Genomic DNA, 25,929 nt, shown 5'->3' on the forward strand with positions numbered 1-25,929 from the left:
AAGACTAAAATCCACTTTGTCATATCTAAAGTGGAATTTAACTTTTCACTTTAGATTTTTTAAAAAAATTATAAAAAAGGGTTGATTTATTAGAAAAAGGATGCTAATATAAATGAGCACTGTTAAGTTGCTTGAATAGCTCAGTTGGTAGAGCAATCGGCTGTTAACCGATCGGTCGTAGGTTCGAGTCCTACTTCAAGCGCCATGTGGCTCGTTGGAGAAACGGTTAACTCACATGCCTTTCACGCATGCATTCACGGGTTCGAATCCCGTACGAGTCACCATTTTTGGAGGTTTAGCTCAGTTGGGAGAGCATCTGCCTTACAAGCAGAGGGTCAGCGGTTCGAGCCCGTTAACCTCCACCATTTTTTTAAATGCCGGCTTAGCTCAATTGGTAGAGCAACTGACTTGTAATCAGTAGGTTGAGGGTTCAAGTCCTTTAGCCGGCACCATATTTTGACCCGCTAGCTCAGTTGGTAGAGCATCTGACTTTTAATCAGAGGGTCAGGCGTTCGAGTCGCCTGCGGGTCACCATTTCAATGCGGGCGTGGCGGAACTGGCAGACGCACTAGACTTAGGATCTAGCGCCTTCGGCGTGCAGGTTCGATTCCTGTCGCCCGCACCAAATGTAAGAGACATCGAGTAATCGATGTTTTTTGTTTTATATAGAACATCTATGCTATAATCAAATAAATAGGTAGGTGAAACAATGAAACAATATGTAACATTTAAAATCAAAAAGATTTACCTTTATATCCTTTTATTTGTTTTAGTGATTACTCTTTGTGGTTTTGGCTATTATAAATGGTGTGCTAGTCATCCTGAAATCAATATTCAGGTAAGTGAAAGCACAGCCGGGAATAATTTAAAAATAGAAGCACCACAAATAATTTATACTACACGACATGGTATTGAAATAGCTCCTGAAATAGAATTACAAATTGTGGAAATTCAGTTTCAACATGAAGGAATATGTTCACTTTTAAAAGAAGCTTATCAAAGCAGTGATATTCAACTTGATTTATCTGTAAAAAATGGAAAAACAATCATGCACTATTATGGAAAAGCCACGACATTTGCAGGCAAAGAAGAAAATTATGATATTGAAACAAAACTTGATTTTGCGATAAATGCTAAAATTAAATAATAATAAAAAAATAGCTTTTTGTAATGAATGACATTACAGAAAGCTATTTTAATTTTCTAATTGGCTTGTACAGTGTGGGCAACGAGATGCTTTGATAGAGATTTCACTTTGACAATAAGGACAAATCTTCTTTGTTGGTTTTTCTTCTACAGGTTTTTCTGTTTTAGTTCTTAATTTGTTCATCGTTTTAACAATCATAAAGATAACAAAAGCCATGATAAGAAAATTAAGTAAACCAGTAATAAATAAACCATAATTAACAGTAGATGCTCCTGCTGCTTGAGCAGCAGCTAATGTTTTGTATGTATTTCCATCTAAAGCAATAAATAGATTAGAAAAATCGATCTTACCTGTAACTAAACTTAAAATAGGCATAATGATGTTTTCTACAAGAGAAGTGACTAATGAATTAAAAGCACCACCGATAATAACCCCAACAGCTAAATCAATCATGTTGCCTTTTAAGGCAAATTCTTTGAATTCTTTTAACATTATTATTGATCTCCTTTTTCTTTATTATAAGAAAAAGAAAAAAAGACATCAAGATGCCTTTTATGTTATTCTTATTTGGGAGGATAAGAATAATATAGAAAGATAATAGAGGGAATATGAATAGTAAAATCTATTTTCTTTCTACAGATTTAATATATAAATAAAAAATAGTTAAAAAAAGTTACAAATGTAAAAAAATATGTGATTTGTTATCACAAATTTATATAAGCATAAAGATGAATTTAGTGTATAATATTGTAGAATAGGGGAGGATGACATGAAAAATTTATTTTATAGATTATTAATATATTTAGATAGCGCCAATGAAACAGATACAAATTATAACATTGCCTGGTATATGGCACATCATATTTCAGAAGTAGCTCATATGGGAATTTCTAAACTTGCGAGCGAATGTTTTGTGTCTCCAGCAACCATTTCTCGTTTTTGTAGAACACTTGGTTATGAAAATTATGCTCATTTAAAACAAGAGTGTGCGTGGTTTAGTTCAACATCAAGAAAGTTTAATAATTTAATTAATGTTCCTTTAGATATGATGAAAGATCATCCAGAAGAAAGTACAGCTTATTATAGTCAACAAATTTGTACATCTTTAAGTCAACTTTCTTCTTATTTAGATTGGAATGTAATCGATGAGGTTTTAAAACTGATTCATGATAGTGATAACGTAGCTTTTTTTGGAACACAGTTTTCACATTCAGTTGCTTTACATTTTCAAACTGATTTATTGATGTTAGAGAAGTTCACAATGGCTTATATGGAACAAACAAGTCAGCTTCAATGTGCTAAGGAGTTAGATGAAAATAGTGTAGCTATTATTTTAACAGTAAGTGGTCATATTTTTAATGGGAGTCAAAAGATGATTTCATATATTAAAAAATCAAATGCGAAAGTTGTTGTGATTACCAATGATAAGAGCTTTGATTTTGGTTTTGAACCAAATTATATTATTGAAATAGGTGATTCAAAATATAAAAAAACAGGTAAACATAATTTACTTACAACAATGGAATTAATGTCACTTAGATATTATTCTATTTATTATCCTGATGTAAAAGATAATATTATTGAATAGGAGATACATATGAGAGAAATAACATATTCAACAATTACAGATGCAATTAAAAAAATGTGTATAGAAGCAGCAACTATTTTACCTCAAGATGTTGAAAAAGCATTATCACAAAAACATGATGAAGAAGATAGTGCACTTGCCAAAAAAACATTACAAGTATTAATGGATAATGCAAAGTTGGCACAAGAAAAACAAATGCCTATTTGTCAAGATACAGGAATGGCTTTTGTTTATGTGACAATGGGACAAGAAGTACATATTACAGGTGGCAGTTTAAATGAAGCAATTCAAGAAGGAGTAAGACAAGGATATACAGAAGGGTATTTAAGAAAATCAGTTGTTAAAGATCCTTTGTTTGAACGCACTAATACAAAAGACAATACTCCAGCAATTATTTATTATGATATTGTTGAGGGGGATACTTTTCATATTACTTTAGCGCCTAAAGGATTTGGTTCAGAAAATATGAGCCAAATTAAGATGTTAAAACCAAGTGATGGACTTCAAGGTATTAAGGATTTTGTGATGAAAGTTGTCAATGATGCAGGACCAAATGCCTGCCCACCAATGGTTATTGGTGTAGGTATTGGAGGTTCTTTTGATAAAGTGGCAATGCTTGCTAAAAAGGCCATGATTCGTGAAATTGGAAGTCATCATCCAGATCAAAGATATGCTTCTTTAGAAGATGAATTATTACAAATGATCAATGAAACAGGAATTGGTCCTGCTGGTTATGGAGGAAAGACAACAGCTCTTTCTTTAAATATTGAAACTTTCCCTACACATATTGCAGGGATGCCAGTCGCTGTTAGTATTTGTTGTCATGTTTCACGTCATAAGGAGGTTTCACTATGATTTATTTAGAAACACCATTAACAGTTGATAAAATTAAACAGCTAAAAGCTGGAGATGAAGTTTTTTTAAGTGGAACGATTTATACAGGAAGAGATGCTGCTCATAAAAGATTGATTCAATTATTGGATGAAGGAAAAGAACTTCCTTTCAATATCCAAGATCAAACGATTTTTTATGTTGGCCCAACTCCTTCAAAACCAGGTCAAGTATTTGGCAGTGGTGGACCAACCACTTCAGGAAGAATGGATGCTTATTCACCTAGACTTATTAAACTTGGCTTACATGCGATGATTGGTAAAGGGTATCGAAATGATGCAGTTAAAAAAGCCATTGTTGACTATCATGGCGTTTATTTTGGTGCTATTGGTGGTGCTGGAGCGATGATGTCTTCATGTATAGAAGAATGTGAAGTGATTGCTTTTGATGATTTAGGACCGGAAGCAATTCGTAAGTTAAAAGTTAAAAATATGCCATTAGTTGTAGTAATTGATCATTTAGGAAATGATTTATATGAAATTGGTAGAAAAAACTATTTAAAAAAGGATTGTAAGTAGTATCTATATTTTCTATAATAGCGATACATTAATAGAGGTGAAATAAAGAAATGGGATTATTTAAGAAAAAAACAGATTATAGTTATTACAGTTCTTATAGTAGTTCAAGAAGACGTTTAAAAGTAGGACGTATTGTGATTGCTGTAATTGCAGCAGTGGTTGTTATTTTAGGAATTATTATTTATTTTAATTTTAATAGAATTCAATTTTTGATGAAAGGTTACTCTTGGTCAACAACAAGTGAGTTAGTGAGCTCATTTGATAATGATGAAGAAAAAGAATTGTTATCACATGATGAGATGAAACATATTTTAAAATGGGTCGATAATTCAAATAAGGTAGCTCTTTATGATGAATATGAACAATTCTATTCTTTACATAAAGATATGAATTATGAAGATATCGTTGATGTTGTTAATTATATTTTTGAAAATCAAGTGCCTTCATTAAAATCAATGGGTTATAGTGAAAAAACAATTTGGTCAATGTTAAAAGATGGTGCTGGTAAAAGTGATCTTCAATTTTTAATAGACAATAAACTTACAAATAGTCAAACAGCTCCTTTTAGAAAAGTAAAAGGATATGATTTAAAGAAAATCAATGATTATATAGCACAATATAATACTGTTAAAGATTATAATTATGCCGTTAATATTGTTAATTATCCATTTATTGTTTCAAGTAATGGTCAAACAAAAGCTAAATATAATATTGCTAATCCAGATGATTATTTAACTCTTGTAAAAAAAGGATTCTATTTAAATGATTATGAACCAAAAGATTTAGTAGAATTAGATAGTGAATATGTAGCGCCAACATGCGATCATCCACAACTTAGAAAAGTTGCAGCCGAAGCTTTAGTTAAAATGATCAAAGATGCTAAAAAAGAAGGTATGTATTTATTATTAAATAGTGGTTATCGTTCATATGAAGAACAAGAAAAAATCTATCAAGAAACTGAACAAAAATATGGTGGTGCTTATGCTGCTGAATATGTAGCTACTCCAGGAGCAAGTGAACATCAAACAGGACTTGGTATTGATATGACTTCTCAAAGTGTCGTTGATAAACAAAGACTTGTCTTTGGGGATACAACAGAATATAAATGGGTTGTTGAAAACTGTGCAAAATATGGATTTATTGTTCGTTTTACAGAAGGAACGGATGGTATTACAGGAATTTCTCATGAACCATGGCATTTACGTTATGTAGGTAAAAAAGTGGCTAAGGAAATTAAAGATCAAAACTGGACGTTAGAAGAGTATTGTTTATATAAAAACGTTATTCCAAAATTTAAGAAAGATTAAAAATCTAGAGTTTTCTCTAGATTTTTATATAGAGTTATTATGAAAACATTAATCACAACATTAAATTCAAAATTTATCCATAAATCATTAGCGTTAAGACTTCTTTATGTAGCTTGTAAAGATGATCATGATATTGATTTTAAAGAATATACCATTAAAGATGATTTAAATCATATCGTAGATGATCTTTTATCAATGGATTTAGATATTCTTTGTTTAAGTGTCTATATTTGGAATGTAGATCATATTCAAAAATTATGTCATTTATTAAAAGAAAGAAAACCTGAGTTAAAGATTATTATTGGTGGACCTGAAGTAACTTATGAAATTGATCATTTTTTAGATGAGTTTGAAATTGACTATATTATGGCAGGTGAAGGGGAAGTTGCTTTAAATCAATTATTGACAGCTTTGGAAAATAATGAAGAAGTCAAGCTTCAAGGTATTAGTATGAAAGAACATCGAGATCCACGCTTGATTCCACCAGTTGATTTAAGTTATTTAGAAACGTTAGAGTCTCCTTATTTATTAGAAAGAGACATGAAAGATATGAAAAATAGGATCTTATATTTTGAAACAAGTAGAGGATGTCCTTATCAATGTCAATATTGTTTATCTTCATTAGAAAAAGGATTAAGATTCTTTTCAATGGATTATTTAAAACAACAATTAAAAGCAATCTTAAATACAGATGTCAAAGTAATTAAGCTTTTAGATCGCTCGTTTAACGCTAAAACAGAACATGCTTTAGAAATATTAGACTTTGTTTTTAAAAACTGCCATCCAGGAGTACAATTACAATTTGAAATTAATGGGGATGTTTTAGATCAAAGAATTATTGATTTTATTAATGAAGAAGCACCTGATGGTTTACTTAGATTTGAAATCGGTATTCAATCAACTTATGAACCAACAAATAAAGTTGTTCAAAGATATCAAAACTTTGAACGTCTATGTGATGTTATTCGACAACTCCAACAAAATCATAAAATAGATTTTCATTTAGATTTAATTGCAGGATTGCCACTAGAGAACTTACAAAGATTCTCAAAATCATTTGATGATGTTTTTAGATTATATCCTAAGGAATTACAATTAGGGTTCTTAAAACTTTTAAGAGGAACAAGTTTAAGAAAAGAAGCTAATAAATATGGTTATATTTATGAAAAACATGCTCCTTATGAATTAATAGAGAGTCATGATTTATCTAAAGAAGATATTGAAAAAATACATTTAGCTGAAGATATGTTACAAAAATATTGGAATTCAGGGAAAATGCCAATAACAATGAATAAAGTCTTAAGACAATGTAAGTCACCATTTTATTTCTTTTTAGATTTGGGTGAATTTTACCAAGCTCAACAGTTTAAATTCTTTGGTTTTCAATTAGATGAATTATTCCAATATATCAATCTTTATTTAAAAGAACAATATGAAGATGAATTAATAGAAGACTATTTAAGATTATCTAAAGTCAAACCTAAAAAATGGTGGAAGACAAGAATTGATAACGAAAAAGAAATCAAACATCGATTAATAGAAAAGTATCAGTTAAATCAAGAAGATGTCTTTAGATATGGGATTGTTGAAAAATTAAAAGAAGATTATATTTTAGTAATTTATAAAAATTATCAAGTCCATGTAGAAAAATATCATATCTAATGAAATTAAATAAAAATTTCATTATACTATAGATAGATAGGAGGCTTTGTATGATTAAAAGTATTAGAAAAAGAGATGGGCGTTTAGTTGACTTTGAAGTAGACAAGATTGCTGGAGCGCTTTATAAAGCCTTTAGTGCATGTTTTGATAAAGTAGAATTAAAGAAAGTATATGCTATTGCTCATGATGTAGAAAAAAGATTAGAAGAAAAAGAAAGTACTTTACCAACAGTAGAACTTGTTCAAGATACAGTTGAAGAAATTTTAATTGAAGAAGGCTATGTAAGAGTAGCAAAGGCTTATATTTTATATCGTGATAAAAGAAGTCGTTCTCGTGATATGAAATCAATTTTGTTAGAAAGTATTGAAAATGAATCCAGTGATGATATTAATTTGTTTGATGTTTTTGAAAACTTAATGAATGATGCAATGGATAAAACAAGAAAAGAGGATTTAAAAAAGGTTTTTAAGCTTTTAAAAGAATTGAATATTGATGAAGAAATCATCTATCAAAAAGTATCAGAAACTTTTGCAATGACAGATGAAACATTAAAATCAGTTATAAAATAATAAAAGGAACGAAAAGTTCCTTTTATTATTGCCAAACTTCTTCAGCGATTTCTTTAACAAGTTTGACTTTATTCCATTGTTCTTCTTTAGTAAGTAAGTTTCCTTCTTCTGTTGAAGCAAAACCACATTGTGGAGACAGTGCTAATTGATTTAATGGAACATATTTTTCTGCTTCATGAATACGTTTAATAATTTCATCTTTGTTTTCAAGTTTAGCATCTTTAGAAGTCACAAGACCTAAGACAACTTTTTGATTTTGAATATAGCGAAGAGGTTCAAATCCACCAGCACGTTCACTATCATATTCTAAGAAGAAACCATCAACATGACAATTCCCAAATAAAGTTTTTGCAACTGGTTCATATCCCCCTGAAGTAAACCATGTTGATCTAAAGTTACCTCTACAAATATGCATTGTAATAACCATATCATCAGGTTTAGCTTCTAATGCGAGATTGATCATATCAACATATTTTTTAGCAAGTTCATCTACATCAATTCCTCTTGCTTTGTAAGCTTCTCTTTTTTCTTTTGAACAAAATTCTCCCCATGAAGTATCATCTAATTGAAGATAACGGCATCCAGCATTATAAAAAGCTTTGATTGCTTTTTGATAAGCATAGGCGATATCTTTTAATAAAACATCATCATCTTGATATCTTTCAATAGGTTGATAATTTTCTTCTCTAATACAACAAATTAAATGAAGCATTGAAGGAGAAGGGATACATTGTTTAACTTCTGTTTCTCTAGATACTCTTTGCATGAATTTAAAATGTTTTAAAAATGGATGATCTTCGGGGAAATCGATTTTATCCACAATTTCTAAAGTTTGACTTTTTGGTTGATGTCCTTTAAAGGCAATTGAAAAATGTTCGACGGCTACTTTTTCTACGCCTTTTAAATCCCATAGAAAATCTAAATGCCAAAAAGCTCTTCGAAATTCACCATCAGTAACAGCTTTTAAACCAACAACTTTTTCTTCATTAACAAGATTTTCAATTGATTTATTTTCAATTTCTTCTAATTGACTTTGATTGATTTTTCCTAAGGAAAAATCTTCTCTTGCTTGTTTAATTTCTTTATCTCTTAAAAAACTTCCAACAATATCATATTTATAAGGTGCGTTCATTTTTACTTCCTCCTTGTTGTTACTAAAAGTATAAAAAACATAAGTGATATTGTAAAATACATATTTTTCACTGTTTGATATAGCTTAAAACTATATTAGGTTTAAAAAATAACAAGATTTCTCTTGTTATTTAATAAATAAGTTATTTAAGTACCAATCTTTTTCTTCTTGAGTTAAGGCATCTTTAATATGATCGAAGGCATATTGTTGATATTCATTAATAGAAGCAATTTCATGATTTGATAAATAATTTAAATCTAAACCTTCAATATCAAATGGAACATAAGTGATCGGTTCAAATTTTAAGAAAGTACCATATTCATTTTCAGTATGTTTTACACATAAGAGTTCGTTTTCATGTCTAATACCATGACTACCTTCTACATAAACACCTGGTTCATCTGTTGTAATCATGCCTGGAACGATACATGCTTCATGACCATATAAGCTTTTTGGACGAAGTCCATTAGGTCCTTCATGAACATTTAAGAAATGACCAACACCATGCCCTGTTCCACAACGATAATCTAAATCATAGTCATAAATCACACCACGAGCAAGGATGTCTAGGTTTGCTCCTGTTGTAACATCTTGGATAAAATGCGCATTTTGTAATCTGAACATTGCTTTTAAAGCAATTGTGAAGTCTTTTCTTTCTTCTTGCGTCATTTCACCTAAAACAAAGGTTCTTGTGATATCTGTTGTTCCTGTAAGATATTGTCCACCACTATCAATTAATAATAGATGTGAAGCTTCTACTTTAGAATATTGTTTTTCTGTTGGATGATAATGCATTAAAGCAGCATTTTCATGATAAGCACAGATTGTTGTAAAGGAAATATCTTTGAAATTTGGTTGTTGTTTGCGATATTCTAAAAGTTTATTCGAAATAGAAAGTTCATCCATTTCCATCTTTCCTATATTTGTTTTTAACCAATACATAAATTTAGTAACAGCAATACCATCATGTAAATGAGCATCTTTAGTTGCTTTGATTTCTGTTTCGTTTTTAATTGATTTAAGTAATTGACTTGGGTTTGTTTGATCAATGATATTTTCTTGACGAATATGACTTACTAAAGCATAGTTAACAGATTTAGTATCTAATAATACTTTTCCTTCAATATGTTTAATATCTTCATAAATATCAAAATAATCTTTAACTTCAATTTGGTCTTTTAATAATTCATCAATGACTTCTTGACTTACCGCTTCTTTTCTTAAATAAAGATTTGCTTTTTCTTTTTCAATTAAAGCATAAGCTAAAGCAACAGGGTTGCATAAAACATCATTACCGCGAATATTAAAGATCCAAGCAATATCATCTAAAGTTGTCACTAAATGATATTTCGCATCTTTCATTTTTTCTCTAATGATTTCTAATTTTTCTTTTCTAGAAACACCACAATATTTTGTATCATATAAATAAATTTCTTCATGGGAAAGTTCAGGACGCTCTTGCCAAATAAGATCTACAAGATCTTCATTGGCTTGAATGGTATTTGTGAAAAGACATTGATTATAAGGCATCACGCGTCCATCAAAACCAATGGTTGCTTCTGGATATTTTTCAATATATTCTTTAATAGTAGGAACACCCGGTGTACGCATTTTCATTAATTGGATACAACTACCGGCAAGTTCTTTTTCTGCTTGAATAAAATAACGACCGTCTGTCCATAAATAAGCTTCATCTTCTCTTACGATAAGAGTTCCAGCTGAACCGCTAAATCCAGACATATAATGACGAGCTTCAAAGTAACTTCCTACGTATTCACTTTGGTGAAAATCGCTGGTTGGAATGATATAAAGATCGATTCCTCTTTCTTTCATAAGTTGTCTTAATTTTGTAATTCTTTGATTTATCATAATGACCTCCTAAGTTCTTTCATTTTAACATTTACCTTCAAGAATGAAAAGACTTAGAGATGAATAAAAAATTAGGAAGGAATCTTGCTGAAAGTGGCATGACGCTAAGGCTTTGGCGGATTTATGCAAATGTGAAAATTTGTCTATTGACAAACATTGAAAAGTGGGAGTAGAATAACGTGCGAAATAAAGAATAAGGTATGTATTGCAAGCGCCACATCTCTAGGAAGTGACATGAACAACACAAAAATAGGGGAGGTGCTTTTGTTTTTACATATATTCTTTAAAGAGGATTTTTGATAAATTCTTATAAATTCGTCATAAATTTATCATAAAAAGTGCTTTTGAAAGCTATATCTGTTGAATTTTAAAAGAATGAGAGTACAATAATCCTCGACAAGAAGAAGGGGGAAAATAAGATGGATGATATTATTCAAAAGTTGATAGAATTCGATCGCCAATGCGTAGAAAAAGTAGAACTTGCGAAAAAGAAAAAAGCAGAAGCTCAATCAAGTATGATGTCGCAAAAATCTACAATTTATAGTGAGTATATTGATAGTCAACAAGATCAAGTTGAAAAGCATAAACAAGATCTATTGAATAAGAATAAAGAAGAAGCACAATTACAAGAAAATGAATTTCATAAATCAATGAAAAATATGGAAGATTTATTTACTCAAAATAAAGATAAATGGGTAGATGAAATCTTTACGAGATGTACTAAATAGAAGGTGTAAAGATGTCTTTATCTTCAAATGCCTTATGTGCAAAAGCTAAAGCAATGTATGGTGGGCGTTTAAATAAGAATGTTTATCTTGATTTAACAAGAAAACAAACAATTGGAGAAGTTGTTTCTTATTTAAAATCTCAAACAAGTTATGCAGATGCTTTAAAAGATATTAATATTAGACATGTTCATCGTGGTCAAATAGAAGATTGTTTAAATCAAGAATATTATCATCGTTGTGCGAAGTTGATGAAATATTCACCTAAGTCTGATGAAGATTTTTATCTATTTGAAATTATTGGAGTAGAAATTAATTTAATTATGGATAAACTTGTTTCTTTACAAGCAAAAGAACAATATAGCTTTAATTTATCAATTCCTACTTATTTAGCGAAAAAGACAAGTTTTAATATTGATGGATTAGTAAACATTGAATCATTCAAAGATCTTTTACAATATCTTTCAAAAACAAGATATTATAAAGTTCTTAAAGAAATTGATTTCTCTGTCCCATTTGATGTTAAAGAAGTTCATATGTGCTTACAATCACTTTATTATGAAAACATTGTTGAAACAATTAAAAAACACTTCAAAGGAAGTGTTCAAAAAGATTTATTAAATATTCTCTATACTTCTATTGAATTAAAGAATATTTCAAAAATCTATCGTTATAAACAATATTTCCATGAATCAGAAGATTCAATCAGAAGTTCACTCTTTTTACAATATTCAAGATTGCCAAAAGATATGATGAATCGTTTAATTAGTGCAAGCGGTCCTAAAGAAGTATTATCTTTATTATCAACTTCTAAATATAACTTCTATATGGATGATAAAGAATTTGCCTATATCGAATATTATGCAGATAGTATTCAATATAATATCGCAAAAAGATACATGCGTTTTTCAAACAGTGCACCACTTGTTTATATGACTTATAGTATTTTACAAAGAATTGAAATAGATAACTTGAAGCATATTGTTGAAGGTATTCGTTATAATCAACCTGTTTCAAAAATTGAAAATACATTGATCTATGCATAGGAGGGAAAAAAATGATTAAGAATACACATTTATATAACATTGTTTTCTCTAGAGATGATTATATGGAAGTTTTGATGAAACTTGAAAATCATCAAGATTCTATTTATCCAGTTAAAGCGAAGAAAGTGATTTCTAATTTAGATCATGCAACTTCTATGGAAGATAGAAATCCATATAACGAAGTATTAGACGAACTTTATAATGTGATGGATGTCTTACATATTGAAAGAGTAGATAGACCCGTTCAAAGTGCATTTTTAAATGTTCGTGAAATTTTAGATTATATTTCAGAAATTCATCAAAAGTTAGATGATATTAATGAAATTAAAAGAGGAATTAAAAAAGATTATTATGAAAATCAAGAAGCAATTGAATTGATTTCATGTTTAAATCGTGATCGTATTTCTATCGATGATATTCATGAATTAAAATATGTTGCTTTAAGATTTGGTAAATTACCATTATCACAAATTGAAAAAATTAAATATTTTGACAGTTATCCATTTGTTTATCAAGAATTATCACATACAGATCAATTTGCTTGGATTGTTTATGGTGGCGTTGAACATAGTATTGGTGAAATTGATAACATTTTCTCTTCAATGAACTTTGAAGAAGTAAAACTTCCAAAATTTGCCCATGGTAAAATGGAAGAAGCAGTTGCTGAATTAAAAGCAGAAGATAAAACAATGGAAGCGTATCTTCAAGAACTTGATCAACGTATTGAAAAAGTGAAAGAAGAAAATGAAGAACAATTACTTGGTGACTTTTGGAAAACATATCGTTTGAAAGAGTTATACAAGAAAGGTAAATATGTAGTTGATTTAAAAACTAAAGCTGCAGTTTATGCATTTAGTTCATTTAATAAAAATGAATTAGAAGATATTGTAAATGTTCCTGGAATTACTATTCATGAACTTCCTATTGATACATATCAAGATCAAGGAATTGAAGGTCCTGTTTATGTTGAAAACAACACATTTTTCCAACCATTTGAATGCTTATTCACATTTAAACCTGGTGAAAAATTTGATCCAACAGTGATTGCTGGTGTGGTTATGATGCTTTCAGCACTTGTTTTACTTGGTGATTTAGGAGTAGGTGTTTTAGCTATTCTATTATCATTTATTATTAAAGGTAACATCAGTAAGTTACTACAACGTGTAGGAGCTGCTGTTACAATAGGAGGACTATTAAGTGGAACAGTCTTCTATAGTATGTCACTTTATAATTCAATCTTTGTTGTAGGTACAAACTATGCAATGCAAATTGGATTATTCTTTGTTATAAACATTGCGTTATTATTAGTTTGTAGCTTAGTGAAAAAAGTGACAAAAAGATCAACAAAGAGTAAAGGGGGACTGTCATGGCAATAGCGAAATTAAACTTGGTTAGCCTTGATTTTGATAAAGACAATTGTAATGATGTGTTACTTGAGCTTTATCAAAGAGATGATTTTCATCCCGAGCTAGCAAGCAAGTTTACGGATAGTGTTGCTGGTCTTTCAGCTTACAACAATGACAATCTTTATGAAGAATTGTTATCAAGAATTGAAGAAATGAAAACAAAATATCATTTTGAAGTTCCTGAAGTTGAAACAGATTCGCAACTTAATGTATTTAGAGCTAAAGAATTTTTAGATGATTTATTTTTAGATATTGACCGTATTGATGCTGTTAAAAAAGAATTGACAAAGATGATTGAAGAAAATGAGGAAGCCATCATTACTTTGAATCATGTTGAAGGTTCTAATATTGACTTTGATCAATTATTTGGAACACAATATTTAAAAATAAGATTCGGTAAACTTCCTCTCAATAATGAAGGAAAGTTAGAGTATTATGAAACATTACCATTTGTTTATAAAGCATTTCAAAGAGATGATAAATATGTATGGTGTATGTATATGACGACACCTACAGATGCTCCTGAAGTGGATAATGTTTTTACATCACTTTATTTTGAAAAAATCCATATTCCTGAATTCGTTCATGGTTCATGTGAATTAGCTGAAAAAGAAATTCAAAATGAATCTGATTCAGCTAAACAATACAGCCAAGATTTACAAAATAGAATTGATAAAACAATTTCAGAAAATATGGAAGAATTAACACGTATTTATAGTGTTGCTAAAAAATTAAATTCAGTTTATGCAATGCAAAAATATATTGTTAAATTAGGTGATAAATTAAATGTTCATGGATTTGTCCCTAAGAATGATTTAGATAATTTCAAAAACACTTTTGAAAGTATCGATGGTGTTAAACTTGAAGTTTTACCTGCTACATCAGATGTACGTCTAGAACCACCAACAAGACTTAAAAATTCATGGTTTGCAAGACCATTTAGAATGTTCGTCGAAATGTATGGTGTACCTCGTTACAATGATGTAGATCCAACATTATTAGTTGCTATTTCATATACTTTATTATTTGGTATTATGTTTGGTGACTTAGGACAAGGTATTATTCTTTCTTTAGTAGGCCTTGTTGCTGAAAAAAAATTTAATTTAAAATTAGGTGGCGTGGGAGTTCGTTTAGGTATTTCCAGTGCAATCTTCGGTGTATTCTTTGGTTCATTCTTTGGAAATGAAGAAATCTTATCTGATTATTTCAAAGGTTTCTCATTCTTTAATGCAATGTCACCAGAAAATACAATGACATTATTAATGGCTGCCATTGGACTTGGTATTGTCTTAATTCTTATTTCAATGACATTCAATATTGTTTTGAACTTTAAAAAGAAAAATATCGGTGAAGCGATTTTAAGTCAAAATGGTTTATGTGGGGTTACATTCTATGTTGCTGTTATTGTTGCAGCACTTGGAATGCTTACAGGACAACATTTTGTAAATATTTTCTATATTTTAATTTTAATTGTATTACCACTTATCTTAATGTTCTTAAAAGAACCGTTAATTAGAAAATTAGAAGAACATGGTGAAATGTTCCCAAATGGTTTTGGAGCATTCTTTGTTGAAGGATTCTTCGAATTATTTGAAGTAGTCTTATCATTTATTACAAACACAATGTCATTCTTGCGTGTTGGGGGATTCGTTTTATCGCATGCTGGTATGATGCTTGTTGTTTATACTCTTGCTGAAATGGTAGGAGGATTTGGTGAAATCATCGTCTTGATTTTAGGAAACGTTTTTGTAATGTGTCTTGAAGGATTGATTGTTGGTATTCAAGTATTACGTCTTGAATTCTATGAAATGTTTTCACGTTATTATGAAGGAAATGGAATTCCATTTAAAACTATTAAGGAAGATTAAATTCAAGGAGGAAATTTATTATGACAGTATTAGAAATTTTATTACCATTAGTTGCAGTAGTTTTATTAACATTACCATTAATTAAAGTATTTACAGGAAAAGTATCAGCTCAAAGCGCTAAAAGAAGATTAGGTGTTCATATCAGTGGTTTCGCTGGTGCCGTTGTTTTATGCTTATTAGTTGCTATGTCAAATTCAAGTGTCTTTGCAGCAGGTGAAGTTGCTACAATCACTGGTACAATTGCTCAAGGTTTAGGATTCTTAGCAGCATCTTTATCAACTGGTTTCTCTGCTTTAGGTGCAGGTATTGCCGTTGCAGCAGCAGCTCCAGCAGCTATCGGAGCTTTCTCTGAAAATGAAAAGAACTTTGGTAAATCATTAATCTTCGTTGCCTTAGGTGAAGGGGTTGCAATCTATGGTTTATTAATCTCTATCTTAATTATCAACAAAATCTAATTTAGAGAGTGATTTTTTATGAAATTTTATTTAATAAGTGACAATGTCGATACTGAAATGGGTTTAAGACTTGTTGGTATTGAAGGAGAAGTTGTTCATAAAAGACGTGATTTTCTTGAAGTTTTGGAAACAAAAATGAAAGATAGATCCATAGGTGTGATTTTAATTACAACGAAATTAATTGAATTAGCTCCTGATGTTATTTCTGAAATAAAATTAAAACAACAAAAACCATTGCTTGTAGAAATTCCAGATAGACATGGAAATTCTAAAATTGGTGAAACGATTGATAGATATGTTTCAGAAGCAATTGGAGTTAAGTTATAGGAGAAAGTGCTATGCAAAAAAAAGATCAAGTCTTTCTTTATATCAAAGATGAAATTGAAAAAATTTCATCTGCTGAAGAAAAAGAAATTTTAGATGAAGCAAAAGCAATTGAACAAGAAGCTTATAACCAATTAAGAGGTGAAGCTGAAATTGATGCTAAGCATCAATTAGATAAAGAATTAGCAGAAATTTCTTCTAAAGCAAGTATTGAAGCTTCAGCTCAATTAGAAGAAAGACTAAAAAAATTAGTTGAAAAAAGAGAAGAATATGTTAATACAATTTTTACAGAAGTAAAAAATAAACTTGTTGAATTTGTAAATAGTTCTAATTATCTTGAATATCTTACAAGTCATGTAAAAGCAGTAAGTGATGAATATCAAATGACTGATTGTGTTTTATGTGTAAGAAAAGAAGATTTAAAATATGCTGATGATTTAAAGAAAGCATATGCTTTACCAATTGAAGTTGAAGAAGGTCAACAAATTCAATTAGGTGGATTCATTATTGAAAATAAAACAACAAATGTTGTCGTAGATGAATCATTAGACTCAAATTTAGAAGCTCAAAAAGATTGGTTCTATAAGACTTCTGGATTGATGATTAAATAGGGGGATTAAAGATGAGTGAAAATGTAATTTATTCTATTAATGGTCCTGTTGTTAAAGTAAAAAATGCCAAAGACTTTTCAATGTTAGAAATGGTTTATGTTGGTCATGCTAAATTAATGGGTGAAGTTATCTCAATTTCTAAAGATTTAACAACTATCCAAGTATATGAAACAACAACTGGTTTAAAACCAGGAGAACCTGTTATTTCTACAGGATCACCAATTTGTGTTACATTAGGTCCTGGTATTTTAAGAAATATCTTTGATGGGATTGAACGTCCATTAAAAGCCATCGCTGAACAATCAGGTGCTTTTATTGAAGCCGGAAGCGATGTTGATTCACTTGATGTTGAAAAATTATGGGACGTTACAATGAAAGTAAAAGTAGGAGATGTTTTAAAAGGTGGAGACATCTATGCAACATGTCCTGAAACAGATTTAATTGAACACAGATGTATGCTTTCACCACTTTTAAGTGGTAAAGTTGTTGAAGTAAAAGAAAATGGTCAATATAAAATCAATGATGTCGTAATGAAAATTGAAGATGAACATGGTCAAATTCATGAATGTACATTATGTCAAAAATGGCCAATTAAACAAGCACGTCCAACTCTAGAACGTTTACCAATTTCTATTCCTTTAGTAACAGGACAACGTGTTATCGATACATTATTCCCAATCGCTAAAGGTGGAACTGCTGCTATTCCAGGTGGTTTCGGTACTGGTAAAACAATGACACAACACCAAATTGCTAAATGGTGTGATGCCGACATTATCATTTATGTTGGTTGTGGAGAACGTGGAAACGAAATGACACAAGTTCTTGAAGAATTTAGTGAGTTAATTGACCCTAAGAGTGGTAAACCATTAACTGATAGAACTGTCTTAATTGCTAATACTTCAAACATGCCAGTTGCCGCACGTGAAGCAAGTATTTATACAGGAATTACTTTAGCTGAATATTATCGTGATATGGGATATCACTGTGCAATCATGGCCGATTCAACTTCACGTTGGGCAGAAGCGTTACGTGAAATTTCTGGTCGTCTAGAAGAAATGCCAGCTGAAGAAGGATTCCCAGCTTACTTACCATCACGTTTATCACAATTCTATGAACGTGCTGGATACATGAAAACTTTAAATGGACAAGAAGGTTCTGTTTCAATCATCGGTGCCGTATCACCACAAGGAGCAGACTTCTCAGAACCAGTTACACAAAATACAAAACGTTTCGTAAGATGTTTCTGGGCCTTAGATAAAGCCTTGGCTTATGCTCGTCATTATTTCGCAATTAACTGGACACAATCTTATAGTGATTATGTTTATGATCTTGAAAAATGGTATGACAAAAATGTTGGTTCTGATTTCGTCAGTGATCGTCAACAACTTTCATTCATTCTTGCTGAAGAATCAAGATTAAATGAAATTGTTAACTTAATGGGACCTGATGTTTTACCAGAAGATCAAAAATTAGTGATGGAAATCGCAAAAGTGGTTCGTGTTGGTTATTTACAACAAAATGCCTTCCATAAGGATGATACATACGTACCACTTGCTAAACAATTAAAGATGATGGATGTTATCTTATATTTAAATAAAAAATGTCAAGAAGCTGTTGCTCAAGGTAAAGTTGTTCGAGCAATTAGTGAAACTGGTATTTTTGAACAATTAATTAAAATGAAATATGATATTCCAAATGATCATATTGAAAAATTAGATACTTATTATCAAGATATTGATAATGCATTAAAATCTGTAGCGTAGGAGGAAATAAAAATGGCACTACAATATGTAGGATTAAATGAAATCAATGGATCATTAGTCGTTTTAGATCACGTAAAAGGTGCCTCTTACGACGAAATGGTTGAAATTCAATTAAAAAATGGTACAACACGTTCTGGACGTGTTGTCCAAATTGAAGGTGAAAAAATCGTTGTTCAAGTATTTGAAGGAACAAATGACTTATCACTAGAAAATACAAAAACTAAATTATTAGGTAGACCAATGGAATTACCTGTTTCTAAAGAAATTTTAGGACGTGTCTTCAATGGTGCTGGTAGACCAATCGATGGTTTAGGTGAAATTTATGCAGAAGAAATGATGGATATCAATGGTTTACCATTAAATCCAGTAAGCCGTGTTTATCCACGTAACTATATCAATACAGGTATTTCATCAATTGACTGTCTTGCTACATTAATTCGTGGACAAAAATTACCAATCTTCTCTGGTTCAGGTTTACCACATGACCGTTTAGCTGTACAAATCGTTAAACAAGCAAAAGTTGCAGATGAATCAGGAAAAGGTTTCGCCATTGTCTTTGCGGCAATGGGTGTTACAAATGACGTTGCAAACTACTTTAAACGTAGCTTTAAAGAAGCAGGAGTTATGGAAAGAGTTGTTATGTTCTTAAACTTATCAAATGATCCAATCATTGAACGTACATTAACTCCACGTTGTGCTTTAACTGCTGCTGAATATTTAGCTTATAAACAAAATATGCACGTATTAGTTATCTATACAGATATTACTTCCTATTGTGAAGCGTTACGTGAATTCTCTTCAAGTAAAGGAGAAATTCCTGGACGTAAAGGTTATCCAGGTTACTTATATTCTGACTTAGCTTCTTTATATGAAAGAGCTGGTATTATTAAAGGGGCAGAAGGTTCTGTAACACAAATCCCTATTTTAACAATGCCTAACAATGATATTACTCATCCAGTTCCTGACTTAACTGGATATATCACTGAAGGACAAATTACTTTGTCACCTGAATTAAACTCAGCAGGTATTTATCCACCAGTTGATGTTTTACCATCACTTTCACGTTTAATGAAAGATGGTATCGGTGAAGGATACACACGTGGCGATCACCAAGACATTGCTAACCAATTATTTGCATGTTACGCTCACGTACAAGATGTTAAATCATTAACATCAGTTATCGGTGAAGATGAATTATCTCCATTAGATAAACAATATTTATCATTTGGTAAACTATTTGAACAACATTTCTTAAATCAAGGTTTCGATGCCAATAGATCAATTGAAGAAACATTAGATTTAGGATGGGATTTAGTTTCTGTTTTACCAAGAGAAGCACTTGATCGTCTAGATAACAAATTATTAGATGAACATTATGATCATGATCGTGCTGTAAAACGTTTCCATATTAAAGAAAAATCAATCATCAAAGAATTACAAGAAGCAGGTGATTAATTATGGCTTTAAAAGTTGTTCCAACAAAAGGAAATTTAATTTCTACAAAGAAACAATTACAATTAGCTGTTCTTGGATATGATTTATTAGATAAGAAAAGAAATGTTCTTATTAAAGAAATGATGTCATTATTAGATGATGTTAAAATGGTCAGAGATGAAATTACGGAAGCTTATCAAAATGCTTACGATGCTTTACAAGAAGCAAATATCTCTTTAGGGTTGATTAGTGACTTAGTTACAGCAACACCTATTGATTATGGAATCAGTATTGCTTATCGAAGTGTTATGGGTGTAGAAATTCCTAAAATTACTTATCATAAACAACCAATGGTATGTAGTTATAACATGGATCGTTCTAATTCAAAAGTAGACTATGCTTATGAATGTTTCTATCGTGTTAAAGAATTGACTGTTGTTTTAGCAGAAGTTGAAAACTCAGTTTATCGTCTAGCAAATACCATTAGAAAAACACAAAAACGTGCGAATGCCTTAAAAAATATTTCAATTCCACGTTTTGAAGAAACAATTAAATTTATTAGTGAATCTCTTGAAGAAAAAGAACGTGAAGAATTTTCAAGACAAAAAGTTATAAAAAATCAAAAGCATTAATTAATTTTAATGCTTTTTTTGCAAATTATAAAAAAATTAACACTCTAATAAAAAAATATGATATTATTATGCTGTTGAATTATTAAATAATCAAAGAAGGTGTAAATATGAGTATTGAAATTAAAGGAGTCATCATTGGAGAGGGAAAACCTAAAGTATGTGTTCCTATCGTAGAAAGCCATGATGAAGCAATTCTAAATAAATTAAAAGAATTTAATGAATTAGAAGTAGATATGATCGAATTAAGAATAGATTTTTATGAAAATATTCATCAAGAAGATGCATTAAGAAATTTATTTTTAAACATTGCTGCCTTACAAATACAAAAACCAGTTATTCTAACAATTCGTACAGCTGCAGAAGGTGGAGAAGTTGAAATTGATCCTAAAGATTATTTCAATGTTTATAAATTAGCAGTTGAAGCAAATGCATTTGATATTTACGATGTTGAATTAGCGTTAGGAACAAATATGGCAATTGAATTAAGAACACTTATTCATGATGCTGGTAAATATATGTTGATGTCAAGTCATAACTTTGATAGAACACCAGAAGTTGATTCATTGATGCAAAAATTTAGATCAATGGATTCTTTAGAAGCAGATATTATGAAGGTAGCAGTTATGCCAGAAGATTATCAAGATTTATTAAATCTACTTTCATTTACAGTTCAAGCTAAACATGAATATGCTCAAAAACCAATTGTGACAATGTCAATGTCATCTATTGGACTTACTTCACGTTTAGTAGGTGAACAATTCGGTAGTGCAATTACTTTTGCTTCTGTAGGAAAAGCAAGTGCTCCAGGACAAATTGATTATCAAGAATTGAATCAAATGTTAGATATTATTCATAAAAATATTCAAGAAGCTTAAGCTTCTTGATTTTTTATACATATAATAAAGTGGTGAGATTATGAAAATTGATGTAAAAACTTTAGAAAAACTTGTTTGGATCATTTATAAACGATTCTTTATAGAAAAAGGAAAGCTAAAAGATATCCAAATAAAAATAGATCAGTATATTCAAATAAGAATGGTTTTAGTCTATAAAGGAATTGAAACTAAAATACACATAGATGCAAGACCCTATGTTAATGAAGATATTATTATTGATAGTCAAGGAAGTATACGTTATGGTTTTTTAAAGCTTAACTATGCTAAAATGTTACAAGAATGGGTTAAAGACATTCCTCAAGTATCTGTGAATAATACACAAATAAGAGTAAAAAACGAATATCTACAAGACATTCGTTTAAATAGTCAAGAAATAGAATTAGAGCTTTATTAAAGCTCTAATTCTACATGATATATTTTACCCCACATATAGATTTGATAAAAATAGGCAAGGAGTTGTGGTCCCATCATGAGTTGACCAAACCAAGGAACTTCAATGCTTTCGCTGTTTTCAATAAAGTGTTTAAGTTTTTTAATATCAAAAAGTTGATAAAGAATGTTATTTTTATCGTTAAGTGTTTCTAAGAGAAGATTTTTAATGTAAGTAAGGAAAAATGGAGAATGAGTTTTAGGGTAAGGATTTTTCTTACGATTATAGATTTCTTGAGGAAGGAAGTCTTTGAAAGCATCACGTAAAACAGCTTTTTCTTGTTGATCTTTAAACATATAGGTCCAAGGGACATTATACATATATTCAACGATTTCTTTTGAAGCGAAGGGTACACGAAGCTCTACAGCGTTATACATAGATTGGCTATCACTCCGTGTTAAGAGTGTTTGCATAAACCATTCAATGTTTAAATAAATCATCTTTCTTTTATTGGTATCATAAAAGCTTTGATCGAGGTAGTCTATTTCATTAAGTGATTGATAATATTTACTTTGAACATATTCTTTAATGTTCAATTTTTTTATATTTTCATTAAGAAGTTCTAATCTTTGATCAATATCTCTAATCCATGGAAATGAATCTAGACTATAAAGTTCTTTTTTATAAAACCAAGGGTACCCTCCAAAAATTTCATCTGCACATTCACCAGATAAAACGACTTTATGATTTCTTTTAATTTCTTTACAAAATAATAGAAAACTAGAATCAATATCAGCCATTCCTGGAGCGTCTCTAGCCATTAAACTTTGTTTTAAAAAAATAATTAAATTCTTTTGTGATAAAACGACATTATTGTGGTGACTATGATAACGATTGACCATTAAATCAATATAATCACTATCTTTTGTAAGTTGATAATCATAGGGTTGGAAATATTTATCTTGGTCTAAGTAATCAATACTATAGGTTGAAATATGATTGACGTATTGACTGCTTATAGCTGTAATAATACTCGAATCTAAACCACCAGATAACATACAAGAAATAGGTACATCACTTAATAATTGTCTTTGAATACTTTTATTTACAAGGAAGCGTACATCTTGAACAGTTTCTTCATAACTTTTTAGATGTGCTTTTTTTTGTAAAGACCAATATCTTTCAATCATTAAATGCTCACCATCAAACCATAAATAATGAGCAGGTCTTAAACTATAAATATCTTTATAAAGTGTACTTCCTGGTGATAAACTAGGACCTAAACCTAGTAATTCTTTAATTCCTGTTTTATCAACAACACATTTTCCAATGTACATTAAAATAGCTTTAATTTCACTTGAAATGACTAAATCATCATCTTTTAAATAATAAAAGAGAGGCTTTACACCTAAATGATCACGACAAGCAAAGATTTTATTTTCATAAGATATAACAAATGAAAAGATACCATCTAACATATTTAAACATTTTTCTTTATAAGCAATAAAACTGACAAGTAAAACCTCACTATCACTTTGACTATAAAAATGGAAACCTAAATCAATAAGATGTTTCTTTAACTCATTCATATTATAAATTTCACCATTAAAAATAATGCGATAAGTAATATCTTGATAAGTATATTCTAAAGGTTGCATACCTCCTTTTAAATCAATAATTGAAAGACGGCAATGACCTAATAAAACATGTTGATCAAAATAAGTTCGCATATCATCAGGACCGCGATGGTCTAATAAATGGAGCATTTTATTAAATTTTCCACAATCATCTAAGACATTTCTTTGTTGATTATATAAACATAAAATTCCACACATCATTATTCACCCTATACACTATATGACATAAAAAAAAGAATATGAAAAAACAGTCCGAAGACTGTTTTTAACTATTCCTTATCTTTCTTTTCAGTTACAACTTCTTTTAAAGTAGTTGCTAATCCTGCAATTCCTTGTAATTCACTTGGAATAATAATCTTAGTAGCATCACCTTTAGATAAGTTTTCTAAGGCTTTAAAACCTTGTAAAGTGACATAAGCTTGATCTGGATGTGCATCGTTGATATAAGTAATACCTTTTGCTTGTGCTTCGTAAACTAAACGTAATGCTTCTGCTTGACCTTCAGCTTTAGCGATGGCTGCTTCTTTTTCAGCTTCCGCTCTTAAGATTGTTGATTGTTTATCCCCTTCAGCATTTAAGATAGCAGCTGTTTTCTTACCTTCAGCTTGTAAAATAGCTTCACGTCTTTCACGTTCAGCACGCATTTGTTTTTCCATAGCTTCTTGAATATCACGAGGTGGAATGATATTTTTAACTTCAACACGGTGAACTTTAATTCCCCAAGGATCAGTTGCTTCATCAAGGATACTTCTCATACGTGAGTTAATAATATCACGAGATGTTAAAGTTTCATCTAATTCCAAATCCCCAATAATATTACGAAGAGTTGTTGCTGTTAAGTTTTCAATGGCATTAATAGGACGATCGACACCATATGTGAATAAACGAGGATCTGTAATTTGATAATAAACAACTGTATCAATTTGCATTGTAACATTATCTTTAGTAATAACAGGTTGAGGCGCAAAGTCTACAACTTGTTCCTTTAAAGAAACCTTATTAGCAACACGATCTAAAAATGGAACTAAAATATGAAGTCCAACACTACAAGTACGATTATAAGCACCGATTCTTTCTACAACATAAGCTTTTGATTGAGGAACAATACGAATTGCAAATGCAATAACACTGACAATAATAATTAAAACAATGATAATTAAAATTAAACCAATAATACTCATTTTCTTTCTCCTTTATTTATTAATTTTTTTAACCACAAGATGAGCACCTTCTACAGCAAGAATTTCACAATAATCTCCCTCTTCTAAAGTAGAATTATCTACACTAGAAGCGGACCATTCCATAGAAAGCACCTTAACTTCTCCTCTTGTATCAGCATCAATTTTTTTTAAAACAAGTCCATGTTGACCAATAACACGCTCATAGTTTGTACTGACTGTTTGTGTTCTTAAGTATTTCTTAGCAAGAGGTCTGCTGATTCCAATACAAATAACACTTAAAATGATAAAGATAATAATTTGAATGGTTTGATTTAAACCTAATGCATAGGCAATTAAGGCACCGATTCCACCAAGTGTAAACCAGATGCTTACTAAATCGATTGTAACTAATTCAATAATAGCAGTTACAATGATAACGCCTAGCCATATCCATAACATCATGATCTATCCCTCCCTTATAGATTAACTGTTAATATTTGGTGAACAACATCAAAATTTGCAGGATACTTTAGACCTTGTTTATCACTTAAATCTAAATGATATTCTCTAGCAAGGTTTTCAATAAAATTTTTATTAGAAACACGTCCATAACTTTTACCAATTGAAATACGATGCAATTGATCACTTGGATAAATTCCTTCATCTATTGCTGTTTTATCAACTGGCTTGATTCCTAATAAATTGTTCTCTTTATCAACTCCTAATAATACATATTGAACATTTTCAAAATGTTTACAAGCAGCTGTGTTTAAAGTGAGATTTGTACTATAAATAGTAACTGTTTTCTTTGAAATTTCATTTGTTGACCATACAAATGCCATAGCTATCATCCTTTCTACTTGTATTATATTATATATATTATTTTTATTCAATATATATTATTATTAATATTATTTAT

General features: G+C 30.2%; 26 protein-coding genes and 6 tRNA genes. 25 read left to right on the forward strand and 7 right to left on the reverse strand.

Annotated features, from left to right (window positions below; genetic code table 11):
* The first annotated feature begins 129 nt into the window (after positions 1-129).
* The 7 genes from LJD32_RS10220 to LJD32_RS10250 all read left to right on the forward strand — a co-directional run bounded on the left by LJD32_RS10220 (position 130) and on the right by LJD32_RS10250 (position 1,147).
* Positions 130-205, forward strand: a tRNA-Asn gene (locus tag LJD32_RS10220).
* Positions 206-208: 3 nt separating this feature from the next.
* Positions 209-284: transfer RNA gene (locus LJD32_RS10225), tRNA-Glu, on the forward strand.
* 5 nt (positions 285-289) lie between these two features.
* Positions 290-365, forward strand: a tRNA-Val gene (locus LJD32_RS10230).
* An 11-nt stretch (positions 366-376) separates the two neighbouring features.
* Positions 377-452 (forward strand) — tRNA-Thr (locus LJD32_RS10235).
* A 6-nt stretch (positions 453-458) separates the two neighbouring features.
* Positions 459-534 (forward strand) — tRNA-Lys (locus LJD32_RS10240).
* 7 nt (positions 535-541) lie between these two features.
* A tRNA-Leu gene (locus tag LJD32_RS10245) sits at positions 542-625 on the forward strand.
* An 84-nt stretch (positions 626-709) separates the two neighbouring features.
* Positions 710-1,147 (forward strand): hypothetical protein, encoded by a 438-nt coding sequence (locus LJD32_RS10250; RefSeq protein ID WP_227392309.1) that lies wholly within the window; start codon positions 710-712, stop codon positions 1,145-1,147.
* A 48-nt stretch (positions 1,148-1,195) separates the two neighbouring features.
* On the opposite strand, the gene mscL is transcribed toward LJD32_RS10250, so the two are convergent.
* Complete coding sequence (gene mscL / locus LJD32_RS10255) at positions 1,196-1,639, reverse strand: large conductance mechanosensitive channel protein MscL (RefSeq protein WP_227392310.1); 444 nt, start codon at positions 1,637-1,639, stop codon at positions 1,196-1,198.
* Between the two features lie 277 nt (positions 1,640-1,916).
* On the opposite strand from mscL, the gene LJD32_RS10260 reads away from it, so the two are divergent.
* Genes LJD32_RS10260 through LJD32_RS10285 form a run of 6 tightly spaced genes read left to right on the forward strand, consistent with a single transcriptional unit; the run spans position 1,917 to position 7,682 of the window.
* On the forward strand, positions 1,917-2,735 hold the full coding sequence (locus tag LJD32_RS10260; protein ID WP_032089648.1) for a MurR/RpiR family transcriptional regulator: 819 nt from the start codon (positions 1,917-1,919) through the stop codon (positions 2,733-2,735).
* Between the two features lie 9 nt (positions 2,736-2,744).
* Positions 2,745-3,590, forward strand: coding sequence for a fumarate hydratase (locus tag LJD32_RS10265; protein WP_227392311.1), 846 nt, complete (start codon positions 2,745-2,747; stop codon positions 3,588-3,590).
* Positions 3,587-4,144, forward strand: a complete 558-nt coding sequence (locus tag LJD32_RS10270) for a Fe-S-containing hydro-lyase (protein ID WP_227392312.1) — start codon at positions 3,587-3,589, stop codon at positions 4,142-4,144. The genes LJD32_RS10265 and LJD32_RS10270 overlap by 4 nt, the downstream gene beginning before the upstream one ends.
* A gap of 50 nt (positions 4,145-4,194) precedes the next feature.
* A complete protein-coding gene (locus tag LJD32_RS10275) occupies positions 4,195-5,451 on the forward strand; it encodes a D-alanyl-D-alanine carboxypeptidase family protein (protein ID WP_227392313.1) in 1,257 nt (418 codons plus the stop codon).
* Positions 5,452-5,490: 39 nt separating this feature from the next.
* Complete coding sequence (locus LJD32_RS10280; RefSeq protein ID WP_147580724.1) at positions 5,491-7,113, forward strand: B12-binding domain-containing radical SAM protein; 1,623 nt, start codon at positions 5,491-5,493, stop codon at positions 7,111-7,113.
* Between the two features lie 50 nt (positions 7,114-7,163).
* Positions 7,164-7,682, forward strand: coding sequence for an ATP cone domain-containing protein (locus LJD32_RS10285; RefSeq protein WP_022002304.1), 519 nt, complete (start codon positions 7,164-7,166; stop codon positions 7,680-7,682).
* A 25-nt stretch (positions 7,683-7,707) separates the two neighbouring features.
* Here the strand turns inward: LJD32_RS10285 and LJD32_RS10290 are convergent, their stop codons facing one another.
* Together LJD32_RS10290 and LJD32_RS10295 are read right to left on the reverse strand one after the other, a co-directional pair.
* Entirely contained in the window at positions 7,708-8,814 is a 1,107-nt protein-coding gene (locus LJD32_RS10290; protein ID WP_227392314.1) for a 5-methyltetrahydropteroyltriglutamate--homocysteine S-methyltransferase, read from the reverse strand.
* 126 nt (positions 8,815-8,940) lie between these two features.
* Positions 8,941-10,683, reverse strand: coding sequence for a M24B family metallopeptidase (locus LJD32_RS10295; protein WP_227392315.1), 1,743 nt, complete (start codon positions 10,681-10,683; stop codon positions 8,941-8,943).
* Between the two features lie 419 nt (positions 10,684-11,102).
* On the opposite strand from LJD32_RS10295, the gene LJD32_RS10300 reads away from it, so the two are divergent.
* The 12 genes from LJD32_RS10300 to LJD32_RS10355 all read left to right on the forward strand — a co-directional run bounded on the left by LJD32_RS10300 (position 11,103) and on the right by LJD32_RS10355 (position 22,237).
* On the forward strand, positions 11,103-11,411 hold the full coding sequence (locus LJD32_RS10300; protein WP_022002301.1) for a hypothetical protein: 309 nt from the start codon (positions 11,103-11,105) through the stop codon (positions 11,409-11,411).
* Between the two features lie 11 nt (positions 11,412-11,422).
* Positions 11,423-12,454, forward strand: a complete 1,032-nt coding sequence (locus tag LJD32_RS10305; RefSeq protein ID WP_048924892.1) for a V0D/AC39 family V-type ATPase subunit — start codon at positions 11,423-11,425, stop codon at positions 12,452-12,454.
* A gap of 11 nt (positions 12,455-12,465) precedes the next feature.
* Positions 12,466-13,830 (forward strand): hypothetical protein, encoded by a 1,365-nt coding sequence (locus LJD32_RS10310; RefSeq protein WP_032089655.1) that lies wholly within the window; start codon positions 12,466-12,468, stop codon positions 13,828-13,830.
* On the forward strand, positions 13,821-15,728 hold the full coding sequence (locus LJD32_RS10315) for a V-type ATP synthase subunit I (protein ID WP_227392316.1): 1,908 nt from the start codon (positions 13,821-13,823) through the stop codon (positions 15,726-15,728). The genes LJD32_RS10310 and LJD32_RS10315 overlap by 10 nt, the downstream gene beginning before the upstream one ends.
* Positions 15,729-15,748: 20 nt before the next feature.
* Positions 15,749-16,183 carry an ATP synthase subunit C gene (locus LJD32_RS10320; RefSeq protein WP_022002297.1) on the forward strand — a complete coding sequence of 145 codons (435 nt, stop codon included), beginning with the start codon at positions 15,749-15,751 and terminating at the stop codon, positions 16,181-16,183.
* Positions 16,184-16,201: 18 nt separating this feature from the next.
* A complete protein-coding gene (locus LJD32_RS10325) occupies positions 16,202-16,510 on the forward strand; it encodes a V-type ATP synthase subunit F (RefSeq protein ID WP_022002296.1) in 309 nt (102 codons plus the stop codon).
* A gap of 11 nt (positions 16,511-16,521) precedes the next feature.
* On the forward strand, positions 16,522-17,118 hold the full coding sequence (locus LJD32_RS10330) for a V-type ATP synthase subunit E (RefSeq protein ID WP_022002295.1): 597 nt from the start codon (positions 16,522-16,524) through the stop codon (positions 17,116-17,118).
* A gap of 11 nt (positions 17,119-17,129) precedes the next feature.
* Positions 17,130-18,881, forward strand: coding sequence for a V-type ATP synthase subunit A (locus LJD32_RS10335; RefSeq protein WP_032089657.1), 1,752 nt, complete (start codon positions 17,130-17,132; stop codon positions 18,879-18,881).
* A 12-nt stretch (positions 18,882-18,893) separates the two neighbouring features.
* A complete protein-coding gene (locus LJD32_RS10340; RefSeq protein ID WP_022002293.1) occupies positions 18,894-20,336 on the forward strand; it encodes a V-type ATP synthase subunit B in 1,443 nt (480 codons plus the stop codon).
* Between the two features lie 2 nt (positions 20,337-20,338).
* Complete coding sequence (locus LJD32_RS10345) at positions 20,339-20,947, forward strand: V-type ATP synthase subunit D (RefSeq protein WP_022002292.1); 609 nt, start codon at positions 20,339-20,341, stop codon at positions 20,945-20,947.
* A gap of 107 nt (positions 20,948-21,054) precedes the next feature.
* Positions 21,055-21,822: a type I 3-dehydroquinate dehydratase gene (gene aroD / locus LJD32_RS10350; RefSeq protein WP_032089658.1), complete on the forward strand. Its 768-nt coding sequence runs from the start codon at positions 21,055-21,057 to the stop codon at positions 21,820-21,822.
* 40 nt (positions 21,823-21,862) lie between these two features.
* Positions 21,863-22,237 (forward strand): hypothetical protein, encoded by a 375-nt coding sequence (locus tag LJD32_RS10355; RefSeq protein WP_032089659.1) that lies wholly within the window; start codon positions 21,863-21,865, stop codon positions 22,235-22,237.
* Here LJD32_RS10355 and asnB read toward each other — a convergent pair.
* From asnB to LJD32_RS10375, 4 genes are all read right to left on the reverse strand, one after another.
* Positions 22,234-24,048 carry an asparagine synthase (glutamine-hydrolyzing) gene (gene asnB / locus LJD32_RS10360; RefSeq protein ID WP_032089660.1) on the reverse strand — a complete coding sequence of 605 codons (1,815 nt, stop codon included), beginning with the start codon at positions 24,046-24,048 and terminating at the stop codon, positions 22,234-22,236. The genes LJD32_RS10355 and asnB overlap by 4 nt on opposite strands.
* A gap of 71 nt (positions 24,049-24,119) precedes the next feature.
* A complete protein-coding gene (locus tag LJD32_RS10365) occupies positions 24,120-25,031 on the reverse strand; it encodes an SPFH domain-containing protein (protein WP_032089661.1) in 912 nt (303 codons plus the stop codon).
* A 12-nt stretch (positions 25,032-25,043) separates the two neighbouring features.
* Positions 25,044-25,472, reverse strand: a complete 429-nt coding sequence (locus LJD32_RS10370) for an NfeD family protein (protein ID WP_227392317.1) — start codon at positions 25,470-25,472, stop codon at positions 25,044-25,046.
* 14 nt (positions 25,473-25,486) lie between these two features.
* A complete protein-coding gene (locus tag LJD32_RS10375; RefSeq protein WP_022002286.1) occupies positions 25,487-25,852 on the reverse strand; it encodes a hypothetical protein in 366 nt (121 codons plus the stop codon).
* Positions 25,853-25,929 lie beyond the last annotated feature (77 nt).

The organism is Faecalibacillus sp. TM498 (assembly GCF_020589955.1).
GTDB lineage: Bacteria > Bacillota_I > Bacilli_A > Erysipelotrichales > Coprobacillaceae > Faecalibacillus > Faecalibacillus intestinalis.